Origin of the sequence: Achromobacter sp. UBA4530 (assembly GCF_002388205.1) — a bacterium.
GTDB classification, from domain to species: Bacteria; Pseudomonadota; Gammaproteobacteria; order Burkholderiales; family Burkholderiaceae_B; genus Achromobacter; species Achromobacter animicus.
The window spans coordinates 23,737-42,802 of sequence record NZ_DGMA01000045.1 but is presented as its reverse complement, the minus strand read 5'-3'; the positions used below and the strand labels follow the sequence as shown (position 1 = coordinate 42,802).

Sequence of the window (19,066 nt, the reverse complement as noted above, 5' to 3'; positions counted from 1 at the left end):
CTTTTGTGCCGTGACCCTGCGTCTGAACATGCCGCTGCGTCATCGGTGAACACAGGGCAACTATGCAAACTTCATGCCAGAATTTTCCGATCCTCCCTTAGCTTTAATAATCAGTGGGTTACGCAAGGGGCGCGCAGAATCGGGCTTGTCCGAGGTTGCTGAAGCCGTGAGAAATGGTTTTCTGAAAGGATTTTCGAGCCAACCTTGACCCGATTTTTTTTAAGTCTTTGATATTCAACGAAAAAGTAACGAGCCAGGATTGGCCGGGCCGGGCCAATCCTGGCCTGGTCACTTGCGCGTTTGCACAACCGTCCCCAGGGCGACCCTGCGTCAAACATCAACGCAAGGCCGCAGTCGCACAATCGCGGCTTTCCCAATGGGCATGTTCGGGCAGGGTGTCAGACACCCGGCAGAGAGGGTCGTCAGCTTACGGCGGCCCCTCAACAGGTGTCCGACACCTTGGTCGCGAATCGCGCCCGGAGGCGAAAATCACCCCGCCACGACAGGAATCTGCCGCGGCTGCGCCTCGCGCACGCGCGGAATGCGCAGCGTCAGAAGGCCCTGCTTCAGGCTCGCGCTGATCTGCGCGCGGTCGAACTCCTGTCCCAATCGGAACGACCGGCGAAAGAGCGGCGCGCGCATTTCGCCCAGCACCAGCCGCAGGTCGCCGGGCGTCTCGACCGAGGCTTCGCCTTCGATCTGCAGCACGTCGGCCTCGACGTTGATGCGCAGCCTTTCCTTGGACACGCCCGGCAGATCCGCAAGCAGCGTGATGCCTTCCTTGTCCTCATAGATGTCCACGGCCGGCACGGTCACGCCGCGCCCGTCGCGCTTGTCAGACACGGCCGCTTCGGCGGGCACGGTCAGGTCTTTGCGTTCATTCATGATCGATACTCCTATGCGGTTGCGTTGGCGGGTCACTGCACGGTCACGGTGCGCGGCTTGGCCGATTCCTTACGCTTGATGGAAATGGCGAGGCAGCCGTCCGTATAGCGCGCCTGTACGTTGTCGGGATCCGCGTCTGCAGGCAGCTCGATGATGCGCGTGTAGCGGCCCTGCGTACGTTCGCGCGCGTAATAGCGGGCGCCTTCAGGAAGTTCCTGCGGTTTGCGTTCACCGCTGATGGTCAGCAGGCTCTTCTCGATCGACACGTTCAGGCCTTCGGGGTCCATGCCGGGCACGAAGGCGACGACTTCGATGGAATCGCCCGACACGCCGACGTTGACGGGCGGGAAGTACGCCTGCGGCGTCGCCCGCAAGGCAGCAGGTACGCCGGCATTGCGCAGCACGCGGCCCATGTGTTCCTGGATCGCGTCGAACGCGCTGGCAAAGCCGTTATCGTTGAAAGGAAAGTTGCTCATGAAGGTCTCCTCGAACGAAAAAAGGGACCGATGCAGACGTATCACAGCCGCGACTTGCGCGACCGCAGGTCTGATCGCTTCAGTCCGAGTATGGGATCGGTTTTTGGAGTTTCAAGAGGGCTTTTCAGTCCGGCAAAACACGCGCGCCCCCCAGTTCGGCAGCGCAAAAAAAAACCGCGGCCATTGCTGGCCGCGGTTTCCATTTGGCGCGTGCTGAGGCCTACACCAGGACGCGTTCGATCCCGCCTGCGTTCGCCCGGCGCACGTAGTCTTCCATCCAGCCTTCGCCCAGGATGTGGCGGGCCATCTCGACCACGATGTAGTCGGCTTCCATCTTGGTGTCGCCCTCGTAGCGCGACAGGCCCTGCAGGCACGACGGGCACGAGGTAAGGACCTTCACGTCGCCCGTGAAGCCGTCGCTGCGCATCGCGGCGTCGCCCTTGAGCAATTCTTCCTGTTTGCGGAAGCGCACCTGCGTCGAGATGTCCGGACGGCTGACCGCCAACGTGCCCGACTCGCCGCAGCAGCGGTCGCTCTTGACCGCGCCATCGCCCACCAGCGCCCGCACCGTCTTCATGGGTTCCTGCAGTTTCATCGGCGTGTGGCAGGGGTCGTGGTACATGTAGCGCACGCCCTTGGCGCCTTCCAGCTTGATGCCTTTCTCCAGCAGGTATTCGTGGATGTCGATCAGCCGGCAGCCGGGGAAGATCTTCTCGAATTCATAGCCGGCAAGCTGGTCGTAGCAGGTGCCGCAGCTGACCACCACGGTCTTGATGTCCAGGTAGTTCAGCGTGTTGGCCACGCGGTGGAACAGCACCCGGTTGTCGGTGATGATCTGCTCGGCCTTGTCCGTCATGCCGTTGCCGCGCTGGGGATAGCCGCAGCACAGGTAACCCGGCGGCAGCACGGTCTGCACGCCCGCATGCCACAGCATCGCCTGCGTAGCCAGGCCCACTTGCGAGAACAGGCGCTCGGAACCGCAGCCCGGGAAGTAGAACACCGCTTCCGTGTCGGCCGTGGTGGCCTTGGGATCGCGGATGATCGGCACGTAGTTCGCGTCTTCGATGTCGAGCAGCTTGCGCGCGGCCTGCTTGGGCAGTCCGCCGGGCATCTTCTTGTTCACGAAGTGCACCACCTGCTCGCGCAGCGGCGGCTTGCCCACCGTGGCCGGCGGCTTGGCGGTCTGCTTCTTGACCAGGCCCGAGAACAGGTCGTGCGCGGCGCGCTGGACCTTGTAGCCCACGCCCACCATCGCCTTGCGGGTGGCGTTGATGGTGGCCGGATCCTTGGCGTTCAGGAAGAACATGGCGCTGGCCGTGCCCGGATTGAACGACTTGCGGCCCATGCGGCGCAGCACGGCGCGCATGTTCATCGACACGTCGCCGAAGTCGATATCGACCGGACAGGGGTTGTAGCACTTGTGGCAGACGGTGCAGTGGTCGGCCACGTCTTCGAACTCTTCCCAATGCTTGAGGCTGACGCCGCGACGGGTCTGTTCTTCGTACAGGAAGGCCTCGACCAGCAGCGACGTCGCCAGGATCTTGTTGCGGGGCGAATACAACAGGTTCGCGCGCGGCACATGCGTGGCGCACACCGGTTTGCACTTGCCGCAGCGCAGGCAGTCCTTGATGGATTCCGAGATGGCGCCGATGTCGCTCTGCTGCATGATCAGCGACTCGTGGCCCATCAGGTTGAAGCTGGGCGTCCAGGCGTGGCGCAGGTCCGCGCCGGGCATGAGCTTGCCGGCATTGAAGTGGCCGTTCGGGTCCACGCGCCGCTTGTAGTCCTGGAACGGCGCCAATTCGGCTTCGGTCAGGAACTCGTACTTGGTCAGGCCGATGCCGTGCTCGCCCGAAATCACGCCATCCAGGTCGCGCGCAATCTGCATGATGCGCTCGACGGCCGCGTGGGCCTCGCGCAGCATTTCGTAGTCGTCCGAGTTGACCGGGATGTTGGTGTGCACGTTGCCGTCGCCGGCGTGCATGTGCAGCGCGACGAACACGCGGCTCTTGAGCACGCGGGCATGGATGGCAACGAGCTCGTCGACGATTTTCTTGTACGCGGCGCCCGAGAAGGCGCGCTGCAGGCCGGCCAGCACTTCGGTCTTCCAGGAGACGCGGATGGTGCGGTCCTGCACCACGTCGAAGACGCGGGCCCCGGGTTGTGCCGCCAGGCGGGCGGTCAGCGTGGCGTGAAGCTCGCCCAGGCCAAGGCCTTTGAGTTGCGGCAGCGCGTCGCCCAGCGGCAGGTCCAGGTTGTCCAGCAGCCACTGCCAGCGCTGGCGCGTGGCGGCGATCAGTTCGATGGCCTGTCGGGTACGTTCGGCCAGCACCTCGGCGCGCGTGGTCTCGATGTCGGCGTCGTCGATCTTGCCGACCGGCAGCGGCGTGCACAGGTACGCGTCAAGCTCGCCCAGCAGCTTGAGCTTGTTGCTGGTCGACAATTCGATGTTGATGCGCTCGATGTGATCCGTGTATTCGCCCATGCGGGGCAGCGGGATCACGACGTCTTCGTTGATCTTGAAGGCGTTGGTGTGACGTGCGATCGCGGCGGTGCGCGAGCGGTCCAGCCAGAATTTCTTGCGCGCCTCGGGGCTGACAGCCACGAAGCCCTCGCCGTGACGCGTGTTGGCCAGGCGCACGACTTCGCTGGCGGCCGCGGCCACCGCGTCGTCGTCGTCGCCGACGATGTCGCCGATCAGGACCATCTTGGGCAGCACGCCGCGCTTGCTCTTGGTGGCGTAGCCGACCGCGCGCAGATAGCGTTCGTCCAGATGCTCCAGGCCGGCCAGGATGGCGCCGCGCGCCTTGCCTTCGCCGTCCAGGTAGCCCTTGACCTCGACGATCGACGGGATGGCGTCGCGCGCCTGCCCGAAGAATTCCATACAGACGGTGCGCGTATGGCGCGGCATGCGGTGCAGCACCCAGCGCGCCGACGTGATGAGACCGTCGCAGCCTTCCTTCTGGATGCCGGGCAGGCCGGCCAGGAACTTGTCCGTCACGTCCTTGCCCAGGCCTTCCTTGCGGAACACGCGGCCCTGGATTTCCAGCGTTTCGGTTTTGAGCAGGCGCTCACCGGGCTTGCCCTTGCCATCGAACCACTTGAGCTCGAAACGGGCCACTTCCACGTCATGGATCTTGCCCATGTTGTGGTCCAGGCGCGTGACTTCCAGCCAGTTGCCGTCCGGATCGACCATGCGCCACCAGGCCAGGTTGTCCAGCGCGGTGCCCCACAGCACGGCCTTCTTGCCGCCGGCGTTCATGGCGATGTTGCCACCCACGCAGGAGGCTTCGGCGGACGTCGGGTCCACGGCGAACACGAAGCCGGCGGCCTCGGCCGCTTCGGAAACGCGCTTGGTGACCACGCCGGCGCCGGCATGGATGACCGCGACGGGCTCGGTGAGGCCGGGCAGGATACAGGACTCGACCTTGCCCAGCTTGTCGAATTTTTCGGTGTTGATGACCGCCGACTTCCAGGTCAGCGGAATGGCGCCGCCGGTGTAGCCGGTGCCGCCGCCGCGCGGCACGATGGTCAGGCCCAGTTCAATACAGGCAGTGACCAGCGCGGCGATCTCGTCCTCGGTGTCCGGCGTCAGCACCACGAAGGGGTACTCCACGCGCCAGTCGGTCGCGTCCGTGACGTGCGACACGCGCGACAGGCCGTCGAACTTGATGTTGTCGCGCGCGGTGATGCGGCCCAGCACCTTCTGCGCCTGCTTGCGCATCATGGCGGTCTGGTCGAATTCGCCCTCAAACGCCGCAATGGCGGAACGCGCCCGGGCCAGCAGACCGACGACCTTTTCGTCGCGATGCGGATCGTGGCCGGCTTCAGCGGGCGCGCTCGGGTCGCGGCGCTTGTCGATTTCGCCTAAGCGGTGATGCAGCGCTTCGATGAGCTGCTTGCGGCGCTTGGGATTGTCGAGCAGGTCGTCCTGCAGATAGGGATTGCGGCGCACGACCCAGATGTCGCCCAGCACTTCGTAGAGCATCCGGGCGGAACGGCCGGTGCGGCGCTCGCCGCGCAGGTCGCTCAGCAGGCTCCAGGCGTCTTCACCCAATAACCGGCCCACGATTTCGCGGTCGGAAAACGACGTGTAGTTATAGGGGATTTCGCGCAATCGCGCGGGTGCGGCGGGCGGCATCGCCCCGTTCAAGATGTGGCTGGCGAGTGGGGCGTTCATGGCGGCAAGAGGGGGCCCTTAAAAAAGTATTTTATGCCATTGTCCCGACTTGACCCCTAATAAGTCTGGCAAGGCGTCCAAAAGCGCGCCAGGAACGGCATGTACCGTCCCCGTTTAAGTCCGGCGTCAGGGCTAGATTTTTCCAGGAAAGAACCAGAGCAGCCCGGCGGTCATGAACAGATAGCGCATGAATTTGCCGATGGCCATGTAGAACACGCAGGGCCAGAACGACAGGCGCAGCCAGCCGGCAACCGCGCACAGGGGATCGCCCACCGCGGGCAACCAGGACAACAGCAGCGCGGGCGGCCCCATCCGGTGCAGCCAGTCATGGGCGCGCTCGTTCCAGCGGCCACGCATGCGGCCACCCTCGGTCGCCTTGGGATGCGGATGCGGGTGCTTTTCCTTCCAGCGCTCGACCGCCTTTTCGGCGCCCAGGCCCATCGCGTAGCTGATGGCCCCGCCCACGGTGTTGCCTGCGGTGGCCACCAGGATGGCGGGCCAGAACATGTCCGGCGAAAGCTTGATGTAGCCGAACACCGCCGGCTCGGAGCCCAGGGGCAGCAGCGTCGCGGACACGAGCGAAACGGTGAAGATGGCCGACAGGCCGACTGAGGGCAATGCCAGCACGCCCAGGAGCCAATGAACTGCGGATAAGAGACTTTCTTCCATGGTTGCGGCAGTGTAGCCGCGGGAATCCCGGAAGGCGACACGCATTTCCCTGCAATAATCTTGGCCAGTCCTCACTCTTGCCTGTTGCGCGGTCCATGTCCACTGATTATCTGAAACGCATCCTGACTTCCAAGGTTTACGACGTCGCGGTCGAATCCCCGCTCGAGGCGGCGCCGCTGCTGTCGCAGCGGATGTCGAACACGATGTTGCTCAAGCGCGAAGATACCCAGGCGGTGTTCAGCTTCAAGCTGCGCGGCGCGTACAACAAGATGGCCAACCTCACGCCGGCGGCGCGCAATCGCGGCGTGATCGCGGCCTCGGCCGGCAACCACGCCCAGGGCGTTGCGCTGGCGGCCAGCCGGCTTGGCTGCCGCGCCGTGATCGTCATGCCCACGACCAGCCCGCAGGTCAAGATCGACGCCGTGCGCCGCCTGGGCGGCGAGGTCGTGCTGGCCGGTGAGAGCTTTTCGGACGCCTACGCGCATGCGCAGGTGCTGGAAAAGAAAGAGAAGCTGACCTTCGTCCATCCGTTCGACGATCCCGACGTGATCGCCGGCCAGGGCACCGTGGGCATGGAAATCCTGCGCCAGCATCCCGGCCACATCGACGCGATCTTCGTGGCGATCGGCGGCGGCGGCCTCATCGCCGGGGTGGCGGCCTACATCAAGCAGCTGCGCCCCGAGATCAAGATCATCGGCGTGCAGACCGAGGACTCCGACGCCATGCTGCGCAGCGTGCGCGCGGGCCGCCGCGTTCAGTTGAACGACGTGGGCCTGTTCTCGGACGGCACGGCGGTCAAGATGGTCGGCGCCGAGACCTTCAAGCTGGCGCGCAAATATGTGGACGACTACGTGGTGGTCAACACCGATGCGATCTGCGCCGCCATCAAGGACGTCTTCCAGGACACGCGCAGCGTGCTGGAGCCGGCCGGCGCGATGGCCGTGGCCGGTGCCAAGCAGTACGCGGCCGAACACAATCTGAAAAACAAGACGCTGGTGGCGATTGCCTGCGGCGCCAACATGAACTTCGACCGGCTGCGCTTCGTGTCCGAACGCGCCGAGGTCGGCGAAATGCGCGAGGCCGTCTTCGCGGTCACCATGCCCGAGCAGCGCGGTAGCTTCCGCCGCTTCTGCGAACTGGTGGGCGAACGCAGCGTCACTGAATTCAACTACCGCATCTCGGACGCGGACCGCGCCCACGTGTTCGTCGGCATCCAGGTGTCTTCGGCCGCAGAACCTGACAAGATCGCGGCGAATTTCCGCCGCCACGGCTTCGACACGCTGGACCTGACCCACGACGAAATGGCCAAGACCCACCTGCGCCACATGGTGGGCGGCCGTTCGGCGCTGGCGCGCAACGAACTGCTGTACCGCTTTGAATTCCCCGAGCGGCCGGGCGCGCTGATGCGCTTTCTGAACGCGATGAATCCCGACTGGAACATCAGCCTGTTCCATTACCGCAACCAGGGCGCGGACTACGGCCGCATCCTGATCGGCATCCAGGTGCCGCCGGCGGACAAGAAGCAGTTCCGCAACTTCGTGGCGGAACTGGGCTATCCGCATTGGAACGAAACCGACAACCCGGCGTACAAGCTCTTCCTGTAGCCGCCGCGATTCAGGTGTCCTGAATGCGAGAGGGCCTCCTTGCGGAGGCCCTTCCCTTCTGTGCGCAAGGCGCGCCCGGCTGAACCCGATCTAGGGGGGGTTCGCTGTCACTCAGCGGTCCACGGAGAATGGCCCGCACATTCAGCAAGGTCCAGCCGGACGTCCTGACGCTTAGAAACGGTGGCGCAGGCCGACGGCGACAGCCGTGTCGGTCGCGTCGTGCTGGAACGCGTAGTTGTCGCCATACGAGGCGTACGCGTACAGGTTCGTGCGCTTGGTGAAGTCGTACGTGTAGCCAAGGCTGTACACGTTGAACGTTGCGTCGTCGCCGGTCAGCTTGTCGTTGCTGGCGGTGGCGCGCTGCCACGAGCCGAACACGGCGTGGCGGCCCATCGGCACGGTGGCGCCGATCATGTACGAATTGGCGCGGAAGCCATCAGCCAGCTTGAACGAGCCCAGCTTGTTCATGCCGTCGGGCGTCGTGCCCATGTTCTGGCCGACGAACCAGCCGTCACGCGTCTGGCCGAAAGCCGCCGCGATCTTCACGACTTCAAAGTCGTACGAACCGCCGACGATGTATTCCTGGATGCGCGCTGCGTCTTTGCCGCCGACGCGGTCGTTGGACGGGTTGAAGCGGTCATAGGCGGCCGCCAGATTCAGCGGGCCGTTGACGTATTGCACACCCGCGGTGATCACACGGTTGTTGTTGCCCGTGGCGAAGCCCTTCTGCGTCGTGTCCGTGACGGTGTCGTCCGCGCTGAACGCGTAGCCGAGGCCGACCTTCAAACCGCCCAGGCTGGGGGTTTGATACAGGACCATGTTGTCCAGGCGCATCGTGTTGGCGCTGCCGAACGTCGTACCCATGTTGGCGTTGTTGTAGCTGATCGAGAACGGGTCGATCGAGCCGAAATACTTCGACGCCAGGTTCGTCTGACGGCCGAATTCCAGACGGCCCCAAGAATCGCTGTCCAGGCCAACCGTCGCTTGGCGGCCGAACAGACGGTCGTTCTGCAGCGACTTGCCGTTCAGGGGACCGAAGCCGCCTTCCAGCGTGAACACGGCGCGCAGGCCGTCGCCCAGGTCTTCCGTGCCGCGCAGGCCAAAGCGCGAACCGCTGCTCACGCCCTGAACCGCACCGATGCGGCTCTGCGAATTGCCCTTGAACTTCACTTTTTCGTAACCGAGGCCAGCATCGATCAAGCCGTACAGCGTCACGGAATCGGCGGCCTGCGCGGCGCCGGCAAAGCCGGTCAGCAACGCGACGGCCAGAAACGTCTTCTTCATTTGAATCCCCAAAATGGCGAGATGAAAGGCGCATTGCGGGGCGCCGCCGAACACCGCGGGCCCTCGCATGCCGCAACGTTGAATCGAGCGGCGATGCACTGGGCGTAGTGTCCGGCTTGTAGCAGCTCGTAGTAACCCGGATTTCGACGAACTACTTTCCATGGCTGGGATAATGACGCGAAACTGAAGGCTCGCCTTGTTCCAAAAAGCTCACTAAGGCCTTGATCTCAAATATGAATCATTGCTCGCATCAGAATGTCGCGAGATCAGATGCGGCTTTCCTTGCCCTTCCTGCCGGCAACATATGTAGTGCGGGCGGAATAGTTGTGCGGCGTAAACGCCACACTGTTTCCGCACAGATGAAAACGCGGGGCGCAAAAAAACCCCTCGGCGTCACAAGGGGTTCTTTCGGTGACCTGCGGGGCGGCGCGGCGCGCCAGCGCTGGAAATCAGCGGCCCTTGGGCGGGTAGTCCAGTTCGCCAAACGTGTATTCGCCGCGCGCCTTGGCGTCGGCCAATTCCTGGCGGACTTCTGCACGGCTCTTGCCGGCGGTCTGAGCCACGGTCTTGGGCGGGTAATCCAGTTCAGCGCTCGTCACCTGACCTGCGGCCTTGGCGCTTTGCAATTCCTGCTGAACCTGTTCGCGCGACAGGCTGGTGGTCTGGGCGACGGCGGGCGGATAGTCCAGTTCACCAAAGGTGACGGTGCCTGCGGCCTTGGCGGCTTGCAGTTCCTGCTGGACTTGTTCACGCGTCTTGCCATCGGCGTGAGCGGCGGACATGCCGACCAGGGTAGCGGTAACCATGAGTGCGGTTGCTAGGGCTTTCATTGAGATGACTCCATCCTAAACGTTGCACATCGTCTTGCGCCGGGTTGGCGGCATTCGATATGACAATTTGATTGCTGGGACGAAGTATCTGGTTATTAGGCCCTAGTAAAAACCCTTAATTTGGTGAACATATTTGCACGGATGGGACAATTGCAAGTCGTATCCGTGCGGGACACGGCATATGAACCTGCTCGCCAGACTGATGCACCATGCGCGCAGGCGCTGACTTCATTCAGTTTCGCGCAAGCTAGGTAACGCAATCTGAACGCATCGCGCGATGGAACTGTTGTGCAATCCGGAGAAATAGACATTTCTACTGGCGGGACAATAATTCCATTTATCATACGAATCTGCCAGAAATGGAAATTTGAGTCTCGAGGGCATTCATGGACATCCAGCTTAACGACATCGCGCTATTCGTCGAGGTCGCCAAGCGCAAGAACTTCAGCCACGCCGCCGAAGCCCTGAATATCCCGACTTCCACACTGTCGCGCCGGGTCAGCGAACTGGAACGCAGCGTCGGCATGCGGCTGCTCAATCGCAGCACCCGCAAGATCGACCTGACCGAAGCAGGTGCCATCTATTTCGAACGCTGCCGTCACATCGTCGAAGAGGCGCGCATCGCGCACGATCAGTTGCTGGACATGGCAGTGCAGCCCAAGGGGCGCCTGCGGATCTCGCTGCCCACCAGTCTTGCGCAGTTGTTCCTGCCCGCCGTGATCCGCGAGTTCCGCGAACAGCATCCGGATATCGAGTGCGACTTCGACTTGAGCATGCGCCCGATCGATCCCATCAGCAATCCGTTCGACCTGATCCTGCGTTTTGGGCAGCAGCCCGATTCCAGCCTCATCTCGCGCAAGATCGTGCTGATGGCGCACCAGCTCTATGCGTCGCCCGAGTACCTGGCGCGCCATGGAGAACCGCGTGTGCCGGCGGACCTGACGCACCACGAATGCCTGCGTCCAACCATGCGCGAGGAGTCGTCCTTCTGGATGCTCCATTCGGGCGACAAAGTGGAACGCGTTCAGGTGTCTGGCCGCCTGTCGGCCAATAACGTGGGGATGCTGGGGCGATTGGCCGGCCAGGGGTTGGGCATCACGCCGCTGCTGGTGTTTGATGCGATGGAGCGCGCCATCAAGCAGACGGGCCTGGTGCGCGTGTTGCCGGAATGGAGTCTGACCCCCCTGCCCTTGTTTGCGCTGCTGCCTTCGCGCATGCTGCCCGCCAAGACGAAGGCGTTCCTGGACTTCATCCAGCCCCGATTGTCGGAGGCGTAACTAGCAAACGGTGCTGAAGGACGGTGCTGAAGGACAGCACCGAAGGGCGGCGCCGAGCTGCGGCGCCATCACGACAACACGGACTACGGCGTCGTGTCCGCGCCGTACTGACAGACCGTGTAAAGCGGCGTGCCGGTCGCGGCCACCTTGGCCGAGCCGCCCAGATCCGGCAGGTCGATGATGGCGGCGGCTTCCACCACGTTGGCGCCCAGGCGCTGCAGCAGCTTGATGGCCGCGAGCATGGTGCCCCCGGTGGCGATCAGATCGTCCACCAGCAGGACGCGCTGGCCCGTGCGGACCGAATCGGTATGCATCTCGACGGCGGCATTGCCGTATTCCAGCGAGTATTCCTCGGCCACCGTGCGATAGGGCAGCTTGCCCTTCTTGCGCACGGGCACGAACCCCAGATTCAGTTCATAAGCCAGCACGCTGCCCACGATGAAGCCGCGCGCGTCCACACCCGCCACCAGATCCAGGCGCTGGCGCATGTAGCGATAGACGAAGAGATCGATCAGGACACGGAACGCACGAGGGTCCTGCAGCACCGGCGTGATGTCGCGGAACGTGACACCGGGTTGGGGCCAGTCCGGAACGCTGCGGATGGTGCGCCGGATGAACTCGGCGTTGTCGGTCTGCATGGAATCGGCCCTGAAGAATTGAAGCAAGGCGAACTATAACCGCGCCGCTGCGCTTAAGCCAGGATTGCCGCGCGCGATGACATGTCATGCAATTGCCCATCGCGCAACACATGGCAACGATGTACCGCGCCGTCGGGCAACGCGGCGTGCGTGGCCAGCACCACGGTGCGTCCGCGCACCGCGTGTTCCAGATCCGCGAAGAACGCGGCCTCGGCCGCGGCGTCCAATCCCGCGGTCGGTTCGTCCAGCACGATGACGGCGGCAGGCGCCAGCAAGGCTCTGGCCAGACACAGGCGCCGTGCCTGCCCGGCCGACAACTGCGAACCCGTCTCGCCGGCCCACGTGTCCAGGCCATCGGGCAGGCCGCGCACGAAATCGCCAAGTCGTGCCGCATCCAGGGCGCGCCACAACGCGGCATCGTCAGCCTCGGGATCGCCGATCAACAGATTGGTGCGAAGCGTACCCAGAAACACCGGCGCGTCCTGCGACAGCAGGACGATCCGCCGATGCCAGTCCGCCTGTGCGCATTCGCGCGCATCGCGACCGCCGAACCGGACCTGCCCGCCCTGCGGATCCTCGAGCCTGAGGATCAGATGCAGCAGCGTGGACTTGCCCGCGCCGCTTGCGCCCACGATCGCCACGCGTTCGCCCGGCTCGATCCGCAGGTTGACGTCCTGCAGCACCGGCGCACTGTCGCCTGCTGCGCGGGCCGGGTACGCAAAGCGCACACCCGCCAGCTCCAACGCACCGTTTGTGGGCAGCGGGCGCGGCATCGCCGGATCCTGCATGTCGGGTTCGCTTTGCGTGATCTCGCGGATGCGCGCCGCCGCCGACATCGCGGAACCCATCCGGGATGCGCCCCGCATGATCGGGCCGGCAACCTCGAAGATGCCGATGACGGCCAGCAGCAGACCGGCCAGGAGAGGGCCTTCGATCCGTCCCGACTCAAGCCCGGCGAGACCGAACCACAGCAGCGCCAACACCGCCACACCTGCGGCCACCTGCAGGAACCATTGTCCGCGCACCGCCACCCGAGCCTGGCTGCGTCGCGCCAGAGCGCTTGCCTCGCACAGACGCTCGAAGTGCGCCAGCGTCTGCTCCTGCGCATGCAGGGCAACCATGTCCGCGTGCCCCTCCACGGCGTCCAGCGTGGCCGCGCGCAATCCTGCCGCACTTTCCTGCGCCGACACGCCCGGTTTGCGCGCCGCGCGCAATAGCCACAAGGGCACCACCACGCACGCGGTCAACAGGGCCAATGCAAAAATCAGCGCCGCGGCCGGTACCCATTGCCCCAGCACGGCGGTGAGCACCGCCCCGGCAAGTATTGCGGTGGCCAGCGGCGCCAGCACAAACAGAAATACCGTATCCAGCGCATCGACGTCGTTCGTCATGCGGGCGACCAGATCGCCGCTGCGATAACGCGAAAGCTGGCGCGGCGTCAGCCGGGTCAGCGCCGCAAACACCGTGGCGCGCAGATCCGCCAGCAGGCGCAAGGTGGCGGCATGCCCGACCACGCGGTCGGCGTAGCGCGACACGATGCGCAGGAATGACAGCCCGCGCACCAGCGCGGAGGGCGCGAACAGGTTGAATACGCTGCCGGCGCCGGCCAGGAACGCGCCGGTCAGAAACCAGCCCGACACGCCCAGCAATCCGACGCCGGCCGCGACGGTCGCCAGCGCACAGAACAATGCGAGTAAAAGCCCGCCTTTGCGGCGCGCGTACAAGGGCAGGAGCAACAACAGATTCTTCATGCGTCTTTCACCGTGCCGTTGGCGACGCGCGCCACCCGGCCAAATCGCGCGGCCACCGCCGGCGAATGCGTCGCCAGCACCAGGGTGCGGCCAGCGGAGAATCGCAGGATCTCGTCCAGCACCCGAGCCTGCGTCGCTTCATCCAGATGCGCGGTAGGTTCGTCCAGCAGGATCAGGCCAGGGTCCCGCAGAAACAGACGGGCCAGCGCCACGCGCTGCGCCTGTCCGCCGGACAAGCCATGGCCGCGGCTGCCCAGTGCGGTGTCCAGGCCGTGCGGCAGGTCTTGCGTGAATTCCAGCACGCAGGCGCGGCGCGCGGCGTCCTGCACCTGTGCATCCGTGGCGCCGGGCTGGCCCAGCCGGATGTTGTCGGCGATCGATCCGGCCAGCAACTGCGGCCGCTGGCCGATCAGCGCCACGCGCTGACGCAAGGCGGCTTCATCCCATTGCGCCAGCGGCAAGCCATCGATGCGGATTTCGCCGCTGGCCGGCCGCAGACGGGCGATGGCCTCGATAAGCGTGGATTTGCCGACGCCGCTCGGTCCCATCAGCGCCACGTGCTCACCCGGCGCCAGGACCAGGGCAGCATTTGCGAGCACCGGCTGGCCACGGCCCGGCGCCTCGGCGCGCAGACCTTCCACGGTGACCACCGCGCCCTTGCCCGCGTGCGCGGGTTGGCCGCGCAGTGCGGACGTGTCTTCGGCATCGGCTTGCGGCAGGCCATCGAACAGGACGGCGATCTGCGTCACGGCAGCCAGCGCCGTCGCGCGGTCGTGATAGTGGGCGGCAAACTGGCGCAGCGGCGCATAGACCTCGGGCGCCATCAACAGGCAGAACAGTCCGGCCTGCAAGGTCAGCGGTGACCAGCGCGCGTCCAGGAATCCCAGGTACGTCAGGCCGATGTACACCGCAACACCCGCCACGCCCAGCGCGGCGAAGAATTCCAGTACGGCCGACGACAGGAACGCGATGCGCAGCACCGACATCGTCCGCTGGCGCAGCGCATCGCTGGCCGCCACGACGGACTGCGCCTCGGCCTGCGCGCGCCCATACAGTTTCAGGGTGGACAGCCCGCGCAGGCGGTCCGCGAAAAAGCCCGACAGGCGGGCGAAGGCACGCAGGTGACGGCGGCTGGCGCCTTGCGCCCCCCACCCCACCAGCGCCATGAACAGCGGAATCAGCGGCGCGGTGATCAACAGCACCAGGCCGGCGATCACATCCACCGGCAGCAGCACGACCGAGAAGGCCACCGGCAGCATTGCCGCCGCGGCCATCGCGGGCAGGTACTTGGCAAAGAAGCCATCCAGCGCCTCTACCTGGTCGACCACGGCGCTCGCCAGTTCACCCGACGCCTTGCCGCGGCTCCAGTAAGGGCCCTTCTGCACCAGGCGTTGGAACAGGGACTGGCGCACGTGGCGCTTGATGCGTTCGGACGCATCCGCGCCCGCGCGCTCGCCCGCCCAGGTGATGCATGCGCGCACCAGCATCAGCCCTGCGATGGCGGCGATGCCGCCTATCAGTTCGTGCCGCGGCACATGACCGACGATGGCCGAATCAAGCACCCTGGCCAGCAGCCAGGCCTGCACGATCAGCAAGGCGCCGCTGATCAGCGGCGCGGCGCCCGCCAGCATCAGCGGGAACCGAGCCGACCGGGCCAGCCCCATCAGCCACCGCGACTGCTCGCGCGGCGGCTTCTGCAGAGACGCTGACGGGTCGTGCTCGAGGCTGCTTGCGCCGTTACTCACTCGACGTCGCGGCTGGCTTTCGGGTCATGCGTCTGACCTTCGCGCAGCTCGAACCACATCGCATTGAGAATGGCGAATGCGCACGCCAGGCCGAGGCCAAGGATCCACGAGAAATACCACATGGTGGAGGCTCCTTTATCAGTACGAGTTGGGCGAATCGCCCACCGTTTCATGGGTGACCTTGCCGCGCATGACGCGATACACCCAGCCGGTGTAGAGCGTCACGATGGGCAGGAAGATGGCGACCGCGATCACCATGATCCACAGGGTCAGGTGGCTGGACGAGCCGTCCCAGATCGTCAGGCCGGCCTTCGGATTCGTCGACGACGGCATGATGAACGGAAAGAGCGAGAAACCCACCGTCAGGATCACGCCGGCAATGGACGCCGAGGACGACAGGAATGCCAGCATGTTGGCGCGCACAGTGAGCAGCAGGGCCGCGAGCACGGCGCCGGCCACGCCCAGCGCGGGCGCAATCCACATCCACGGCCACTTCGCGTAGTTGGCCATCCAGGCGCCGGTCTGCACCGACACGGTCTTGAGCATCGGATCCGACGGCGCGCCCATGTCGACCGCGCTGGTGATCGCATGGCCCGGCACGCCGCCCGCCACCCAGAAGCCGCCGGCCACGAACAGCGCCGCCGTCAGCACCGCGCACAGGCGGCCCCAGTTTCGCGCCCGCGAGGACACGGGATCATCCGTGCGCCAGGCCAGCAGCACCGCGCCGTGCATGGCCAGCATCACCACACTCAGCACGCCGGCCAGCAGGGCAAACGGCATGAACAGCTGGAAGAAGTGCCCTTCATAGATGGGGCGCAGCGTCATCGCGTCGTACGTGAACGGCACACCGAGAATGACGTTGCCCATGGCCACGCCGAACACCAGCGAAGCCACCACGCCGGAGAAGCACAGCACGGCGTCCCAACGGTTGCGCCAGCGCGTGCCTTCCATCTTGCTGCGGTACTTGAACCCGACCGGCCGCAAGATCAACGCCAGCAGCACCAGCATCATCGCCAGGTAAAAGCCCGAAAACGAGGCGGCATACAGCAACGGCCACGCGGCGAAGATGGCGCCGCCCGCCGTGATGAGCCAGACCTGGTTGCCTTCCCAGACCGGCCCCACCACGTTGATCACGATGCGGCGCTCGGCATCCGTCTTGGCGACCACCGGCAACAGCGCCGCCACGCCCAGGTCGAAGCCGTCCATGACGGCAAAGCCGACGAGCAATGCGCCCAGCAGCACCCACCACACCACGCGCAGCGTGCCGTAGTCAAAAGGAATCAGGGTATCCATTTGCGTTTCTCCCCTTACGCGCGCACGGCGGCGTGGACCGGATCGGCGGCGGCATCACCCGGCGCCGGCCCGTCGGATTTCGGTCCGGCCTTGATGGCATGCAGCATGACCTTCACGCCGATGATGAGCAGGATCGTGTACAGCACCAGGAAGATCGACAGGCTGATGACGAGGTCGGTCATCGTCAGGCCCGATGCCGCGTAATACGTCGGCAGCACGCCTTCGATCACCCAGGGCTGGCGGCCGTATTCCGCGACGAACCAGCCGCTCTCGATGGCGACCCACGGCAGCGGCAGACTCCACAACGCCACCTTGAGCAGCGCCGGACGCTTGTCCAGACGGCCGCGCGAGGCAAGCCAGAACGCGACGCCGAAGAACACGATCAGGTACATGCCCACCGCGACCATGATGCGGAACGCCCAGAACAGCGGCGCCACGGTCGGCACGGTATCGATCGCGGCCTGCTTGATGTCGGCCTCGGTGACCTTGCTGATGTCGGGCTGGTGACGCTTGACGAGCAGCGCGTAGCCCAGGTCCGGCCAGGTCTTGTCGAACACCATGCGGGCATCGACGTCCTTGGGATTGGCGCGGATCTTCTGCAGGGCCTCGTACGCCACCATGCCGTCGCGGATGCGATTCTCGGCGCGCAGGATCAGGTCGTTGATCCCCAGCAGCGGCGTGGTCAGCGACCGCGTGCCGATGATGCCCATGACGTAGGGAATCTCGATCGCGAAATCGTTGCGGCGCTCGGCCTGGTTCGGGATGGCGAACAGGTTGAACGACGCAGGCGCGGGCTCGGTGTGCCACATGGACTCCATGGCCGCGATCTTCATCTTCTGGTGTTCGGTGGTGAGGTAGCCGCTTTCGTCACCCAGCACGACCACCGACAGGGCGCCGGCCAGACCGAAGCTGGCCGCCACCGCCATCGAGCGCTTGGCCAGATCAATATGACGGCCGCGCAGCAGATACCAGGCGCTGATCGACATGACGAACATGGCGCCCGCCACGTAGCCGGCGCTGACGGTGTGCACGAACTTGGCTTGCGCGACCGGGTTGAAGATGACCGCGGCGAAGTCGGTCATTTCCATGCGCATCGTGTCGGGGTTGAAGATCGCGCCGACCGGATTCTGCATCCAGCCGTTGGCGATCAGGATCCACAGGGCCGAGAAGTTGGTGCCGAAGGCAACCAGCCAGGTCACGGCCAGGTGGCTGACCTTGGACATGCGGTTCCAGCCGAAGAAGAACAGGCCGACGAAGGTGGCTTCCAGGAAGAACGCCATCAGCCCTTCAAGCGCCAGCGGCGCGCCGAAGATGTCGCCGACGTAGTGGCTGTAGTAGGACCAGTTCATGCCGAACTGGAACTCCATCACCACGCCGGTGGCTACGCCAAGCGCGAAGTTGATGCCGAATAGCGTGCCCCAGAACATCGTCATCTTTTTCCAGATGGCGCGTCCGGTCATGACATACACGCTTTCCATGATGGCCAGAATGAACGACAGGCCAAGCGTGAGCGGGACAAAGATGAAATGGTAGAGCGCAGTCGCGGCGAACTGGAACCGCGAGAGGTTCACGACATCGAGATCAATCATGAGGCTGCTCCCAAGGCGTCGACGCGCTGCGGCAACCGGCATGGTTCCCAGGCCGTCTGACGCGCCATGTTAGGGGCGTTGCATACAACTTCATAGAGGTTTCCTGAAAAATCGAGGCGTGACGGGTCAGCCCTTGCCCCGCAATTTGCCGGCGAATCCCAACACCTTCTGCACCTTGGAACCAAGTTTCATGAGGCTTTGGAGGGTTTCGGGCGGCAGCCGTTGAACCTCATCGAACCACCCCGTGGATAGTTCGATGAGCTCCAGCATTTCGGTCATTCGTTGTTGCGCGTAAGCCTCGTCCGCGCCGGACGGCGACTCCAGCAGCGTGTCGCGCAGGAGCGTGAGGGTGGGATCGACTTCGCGCTTGCGCTTCTCTTCCATGAGGATGCGGAAGATTTCCCAGACGTCCTTGGGCGTCTCGAAGTAGTCGCGGCGGTCGCCCACCTGATGGATCAGCTTGACCAGGCGCCAGGACTGCAGCTCTTTCAGGCCCAGGCTGACGTTCGAGCGCGAAAAGCCCAGGGCTTCGGCGATGTCGTCGGCATTGAGCGGCTGCGGCGCGAGAAAAAGCAGGGCGTAGATCTGGCCGACCGTGCGATTCACGCCCCAGCGGCTGCCCATTTCACCGAAGTGCAGGACAAAACGTTCAATTTGGGGGGAAAGCGCCATGAGGATCAGCCGGTAACACAACGACGCGCTGCACGACATATGCAGTTACGTTGATTTCAGAAATTTCTGAAATTATCGAACAAACGATGAGAAAGCGCAAACCACACTTGCCGCAGGGGCAAGGGCGCAAACGAACGTCATTCAGAGGACACGCAGGGCAAATTAGCCGCCGA

15 protein-coding genes are annotated in these 19,066 nt (G+C 64.5%); 2 read left to right on the top strand and 13 right to left on the bottom strand.

Annotation, left to right across the window (positions count from 1 at the left end; translation table 11 throughout):
- Nucleotides 1-489: 489 nt before the first annotated feature.
- From B2W22_RS26465 to B2W22_RS26450, 4 genes are all read right to left on the bottom strand, one after another.
- On the bottom strand, nt 490-885 hold the full coding sequence (locus B2W22_RS26465; RefSeq protein ID WP_175122052.1) for an Hsp20/alpha crystallin family protein: 396 nt from the start codon (nt 883-885) through the stop codon (nt 490-492).
- 32 nt (nt 886-917) lie between these two features.
- A complete protein-coding gene (locus B2W22_RS26460; protein ID WP_175122051.1) occupies nt 918-1,361 on the bottom strand; it encodes an Hsp20/alpha crystallin family protein in 444 nt (147 codons plus the stop codon).
- A gap of 220 nt (nt 1,362-1,581) precedes the next feature.
- Nucleotides 1,582-5,541 (bottom strand): FAD/FMN-binding oxidoreductase, encoded by a 3,960-nt coding sequence (locus B2W22_RS26455; protein WP_286940178.1) that lies wholly within the window; start codon nt 5,539-5,541, stop codon nt 1,582-1,584.
- A gap of 132 nt (nt 5,542-5,673) precedes the next feature.
- On the bottom strand, nt 5,674-6,210 hold the full coding sequence (locus B2W22_RS26450) for a YqaA family protein (protein ID WP_175122049.1): 537 nt from the start codon (nt 6,208-6,210) through the stop codon (nt 5,674-5,676).
- Between the two features lie 95 nt (nt 6,211-6,305).
- Here B2W22_RS26450 and ilvA point away from each other — a divergent pair, with 95 nt between their 5' ends.
- On the top strand, nt 6,306-7,814 hold the full coding sequence (gene ilvA / locus B2W22_RS26445) for a threonine ammonia-lyase, biosynthetic (protein WP_175122048.1): 1,509 nt from the start codon (nt 6,306-6,308) through the stop codon (nt 7,812-7,814).
- A 171-nt stretch (nt 7,815-7,985) separates the two neighbouring features.
- Here ilvA and B2W22_RS26440 read toward each other — a convergent pair whose 3' ends face one another.
- Together B2W22_RS26440 and B2W22_RS26435 are read right to left on the bottom strand one after the other, a co-directional pair.
- Nucleotides 7,986-9,098 (bottom strand): porin, encoded by a 1,113-nt coding sequence (locus B2W22_RS26440; protein ID WP_175122047.1) that lies wholly within the window; start codon nt 9,096-9,098, stop codon nt 7,986-7,988.
- Nucleotides 9,099-9,547: 449 nt separating this feature from the next.
- Nucleotides 9,548-9,928: a DUF4148 domain-containing protein gene (locus B2W22_RS26435; RefSeq protein ID WP_105241081.1), complete on the bottom strand. Its 381-nt coding sequence runs from the start codon at nt 9,926-9,928 to the stop codon at nt 9,548-9,550.
- A 386-nt stretch (nt 9,929-10,314) separates the two neighbouring features.
- Here B2W22_RS26435 and B2W22_RS26430 point away from each other — a divergent pair, with 386 nt between their 5' ends.
- Complete coding sequence (locus B2W22_RS26430) at nt 10,315-11,205, top strand: LysR family transcriptional regulator (RefSeq protein ID WP_175138999.1); 891 nt, start codon at nt 10,315-10,317, stop codon at nt 11,203-11,205.
- 83 nt (nt 11,206-11,288) lie between these two features.
- Here B2W22_RS26430 and B2W22_RS26425 read toward each other — a convergent pair whose 3' ends face one another.
- From B2W22_RS26425 to B2W22_RS26395, 7 genes are all read right to left on the bottom strand, one after another.
- Nucleotides 11,289-11,843: an adenine phosphoribosyltransferase gene (locus tag B2W22_RS26425; RefSeq protein ID WP_056319625.1), complete on the bottom strand. Its 555-nt coding sequence runs from the start codon at nt 11,841-11,843 to the stop codon at nt 11,289-11,291.
- A gap of 53 nt (nt 11,844-11,896) precedes the next feature.
- Nucleotides 11,897-13,594, bottom strand: coding sequence for a thiol reductant ABC exporter subunit CydC (gene cydC, locus B2W22_RS26420; RefSeq protein WP_286940177.1), 1,698 nt, complete (start codon nt 13,592-13,594; stop codon nt 11,897-11,899).
- Entirely contained in the window at nt 13,591-15,339 is a 1,749-nt protein-coding gene (gene cydD / locus B2W22_RS26415; RefSeq protein ID WP_414632033.1) for a thiol reductant ABC exporter subunit CydD, read from the bottom strand. Before cydD ends, cydC begins: the two co-directional genes overlap by 4 nt.
- Nucleotides 15,336-15,461, bottom strand: coding sequence for a cytochrome bd-I oxidase subunit CydX (gene cydX / locus B2W22_RS26410; RefSeq protein ID WP_175122043.1), 126 nt, complete (start codon nt 15,459-15,461; stop codon nt 15,336-15,338). Before cydX ends, cydD begins: the two co-directional genes overlap by 4 nt.
- Before the next feature lie 16 nt (nt 15,462-15,477).
- Complete coding sequence (gene cydB / locus B2W22_RS26405) at nt 15,478-16,632, bottom strand: cytochrome d ubiquinol oxidase subunit II (RefSeq protein WP_286940175.1); 1,155 nt, start codon at nt 16,630-16,632, stop codon at nt 15,478-15,480.
- 14 nt (nt 16,633-16,646) lie between these two features.
- Nucleotides 16,647-18,221 carry a cytochrome ubiquinol oxidase subunit I gene (locus B2W22_RS26400; protein WP_175122041.1) on the bottom strand — a complete coding sequence of 525 codons (1,575 nt, stop codon included), beginning with the start codon at nt 18,219-18,221 and terminating at the stop codon, nt 16,647-16,649.
- A 126-nt stretch (nt 18,222-18,347) separates the two neighbouring features.
- The gene (locus tag B2W22_RS26395; protein ID WP_175122040.1) at nt 18,348-18,893 is read right to left on the bottom strand and encodes a GbsR/MarR family transcriptional regulator; all 546 of its coding nucleotides are present in this window, start codon (nt 18,891-18,893) and stop codon (nt 18,348-18,350) included.
- Between the last annotated feature and the right edge of the window lie 173 nt (nt 18,894-19,066).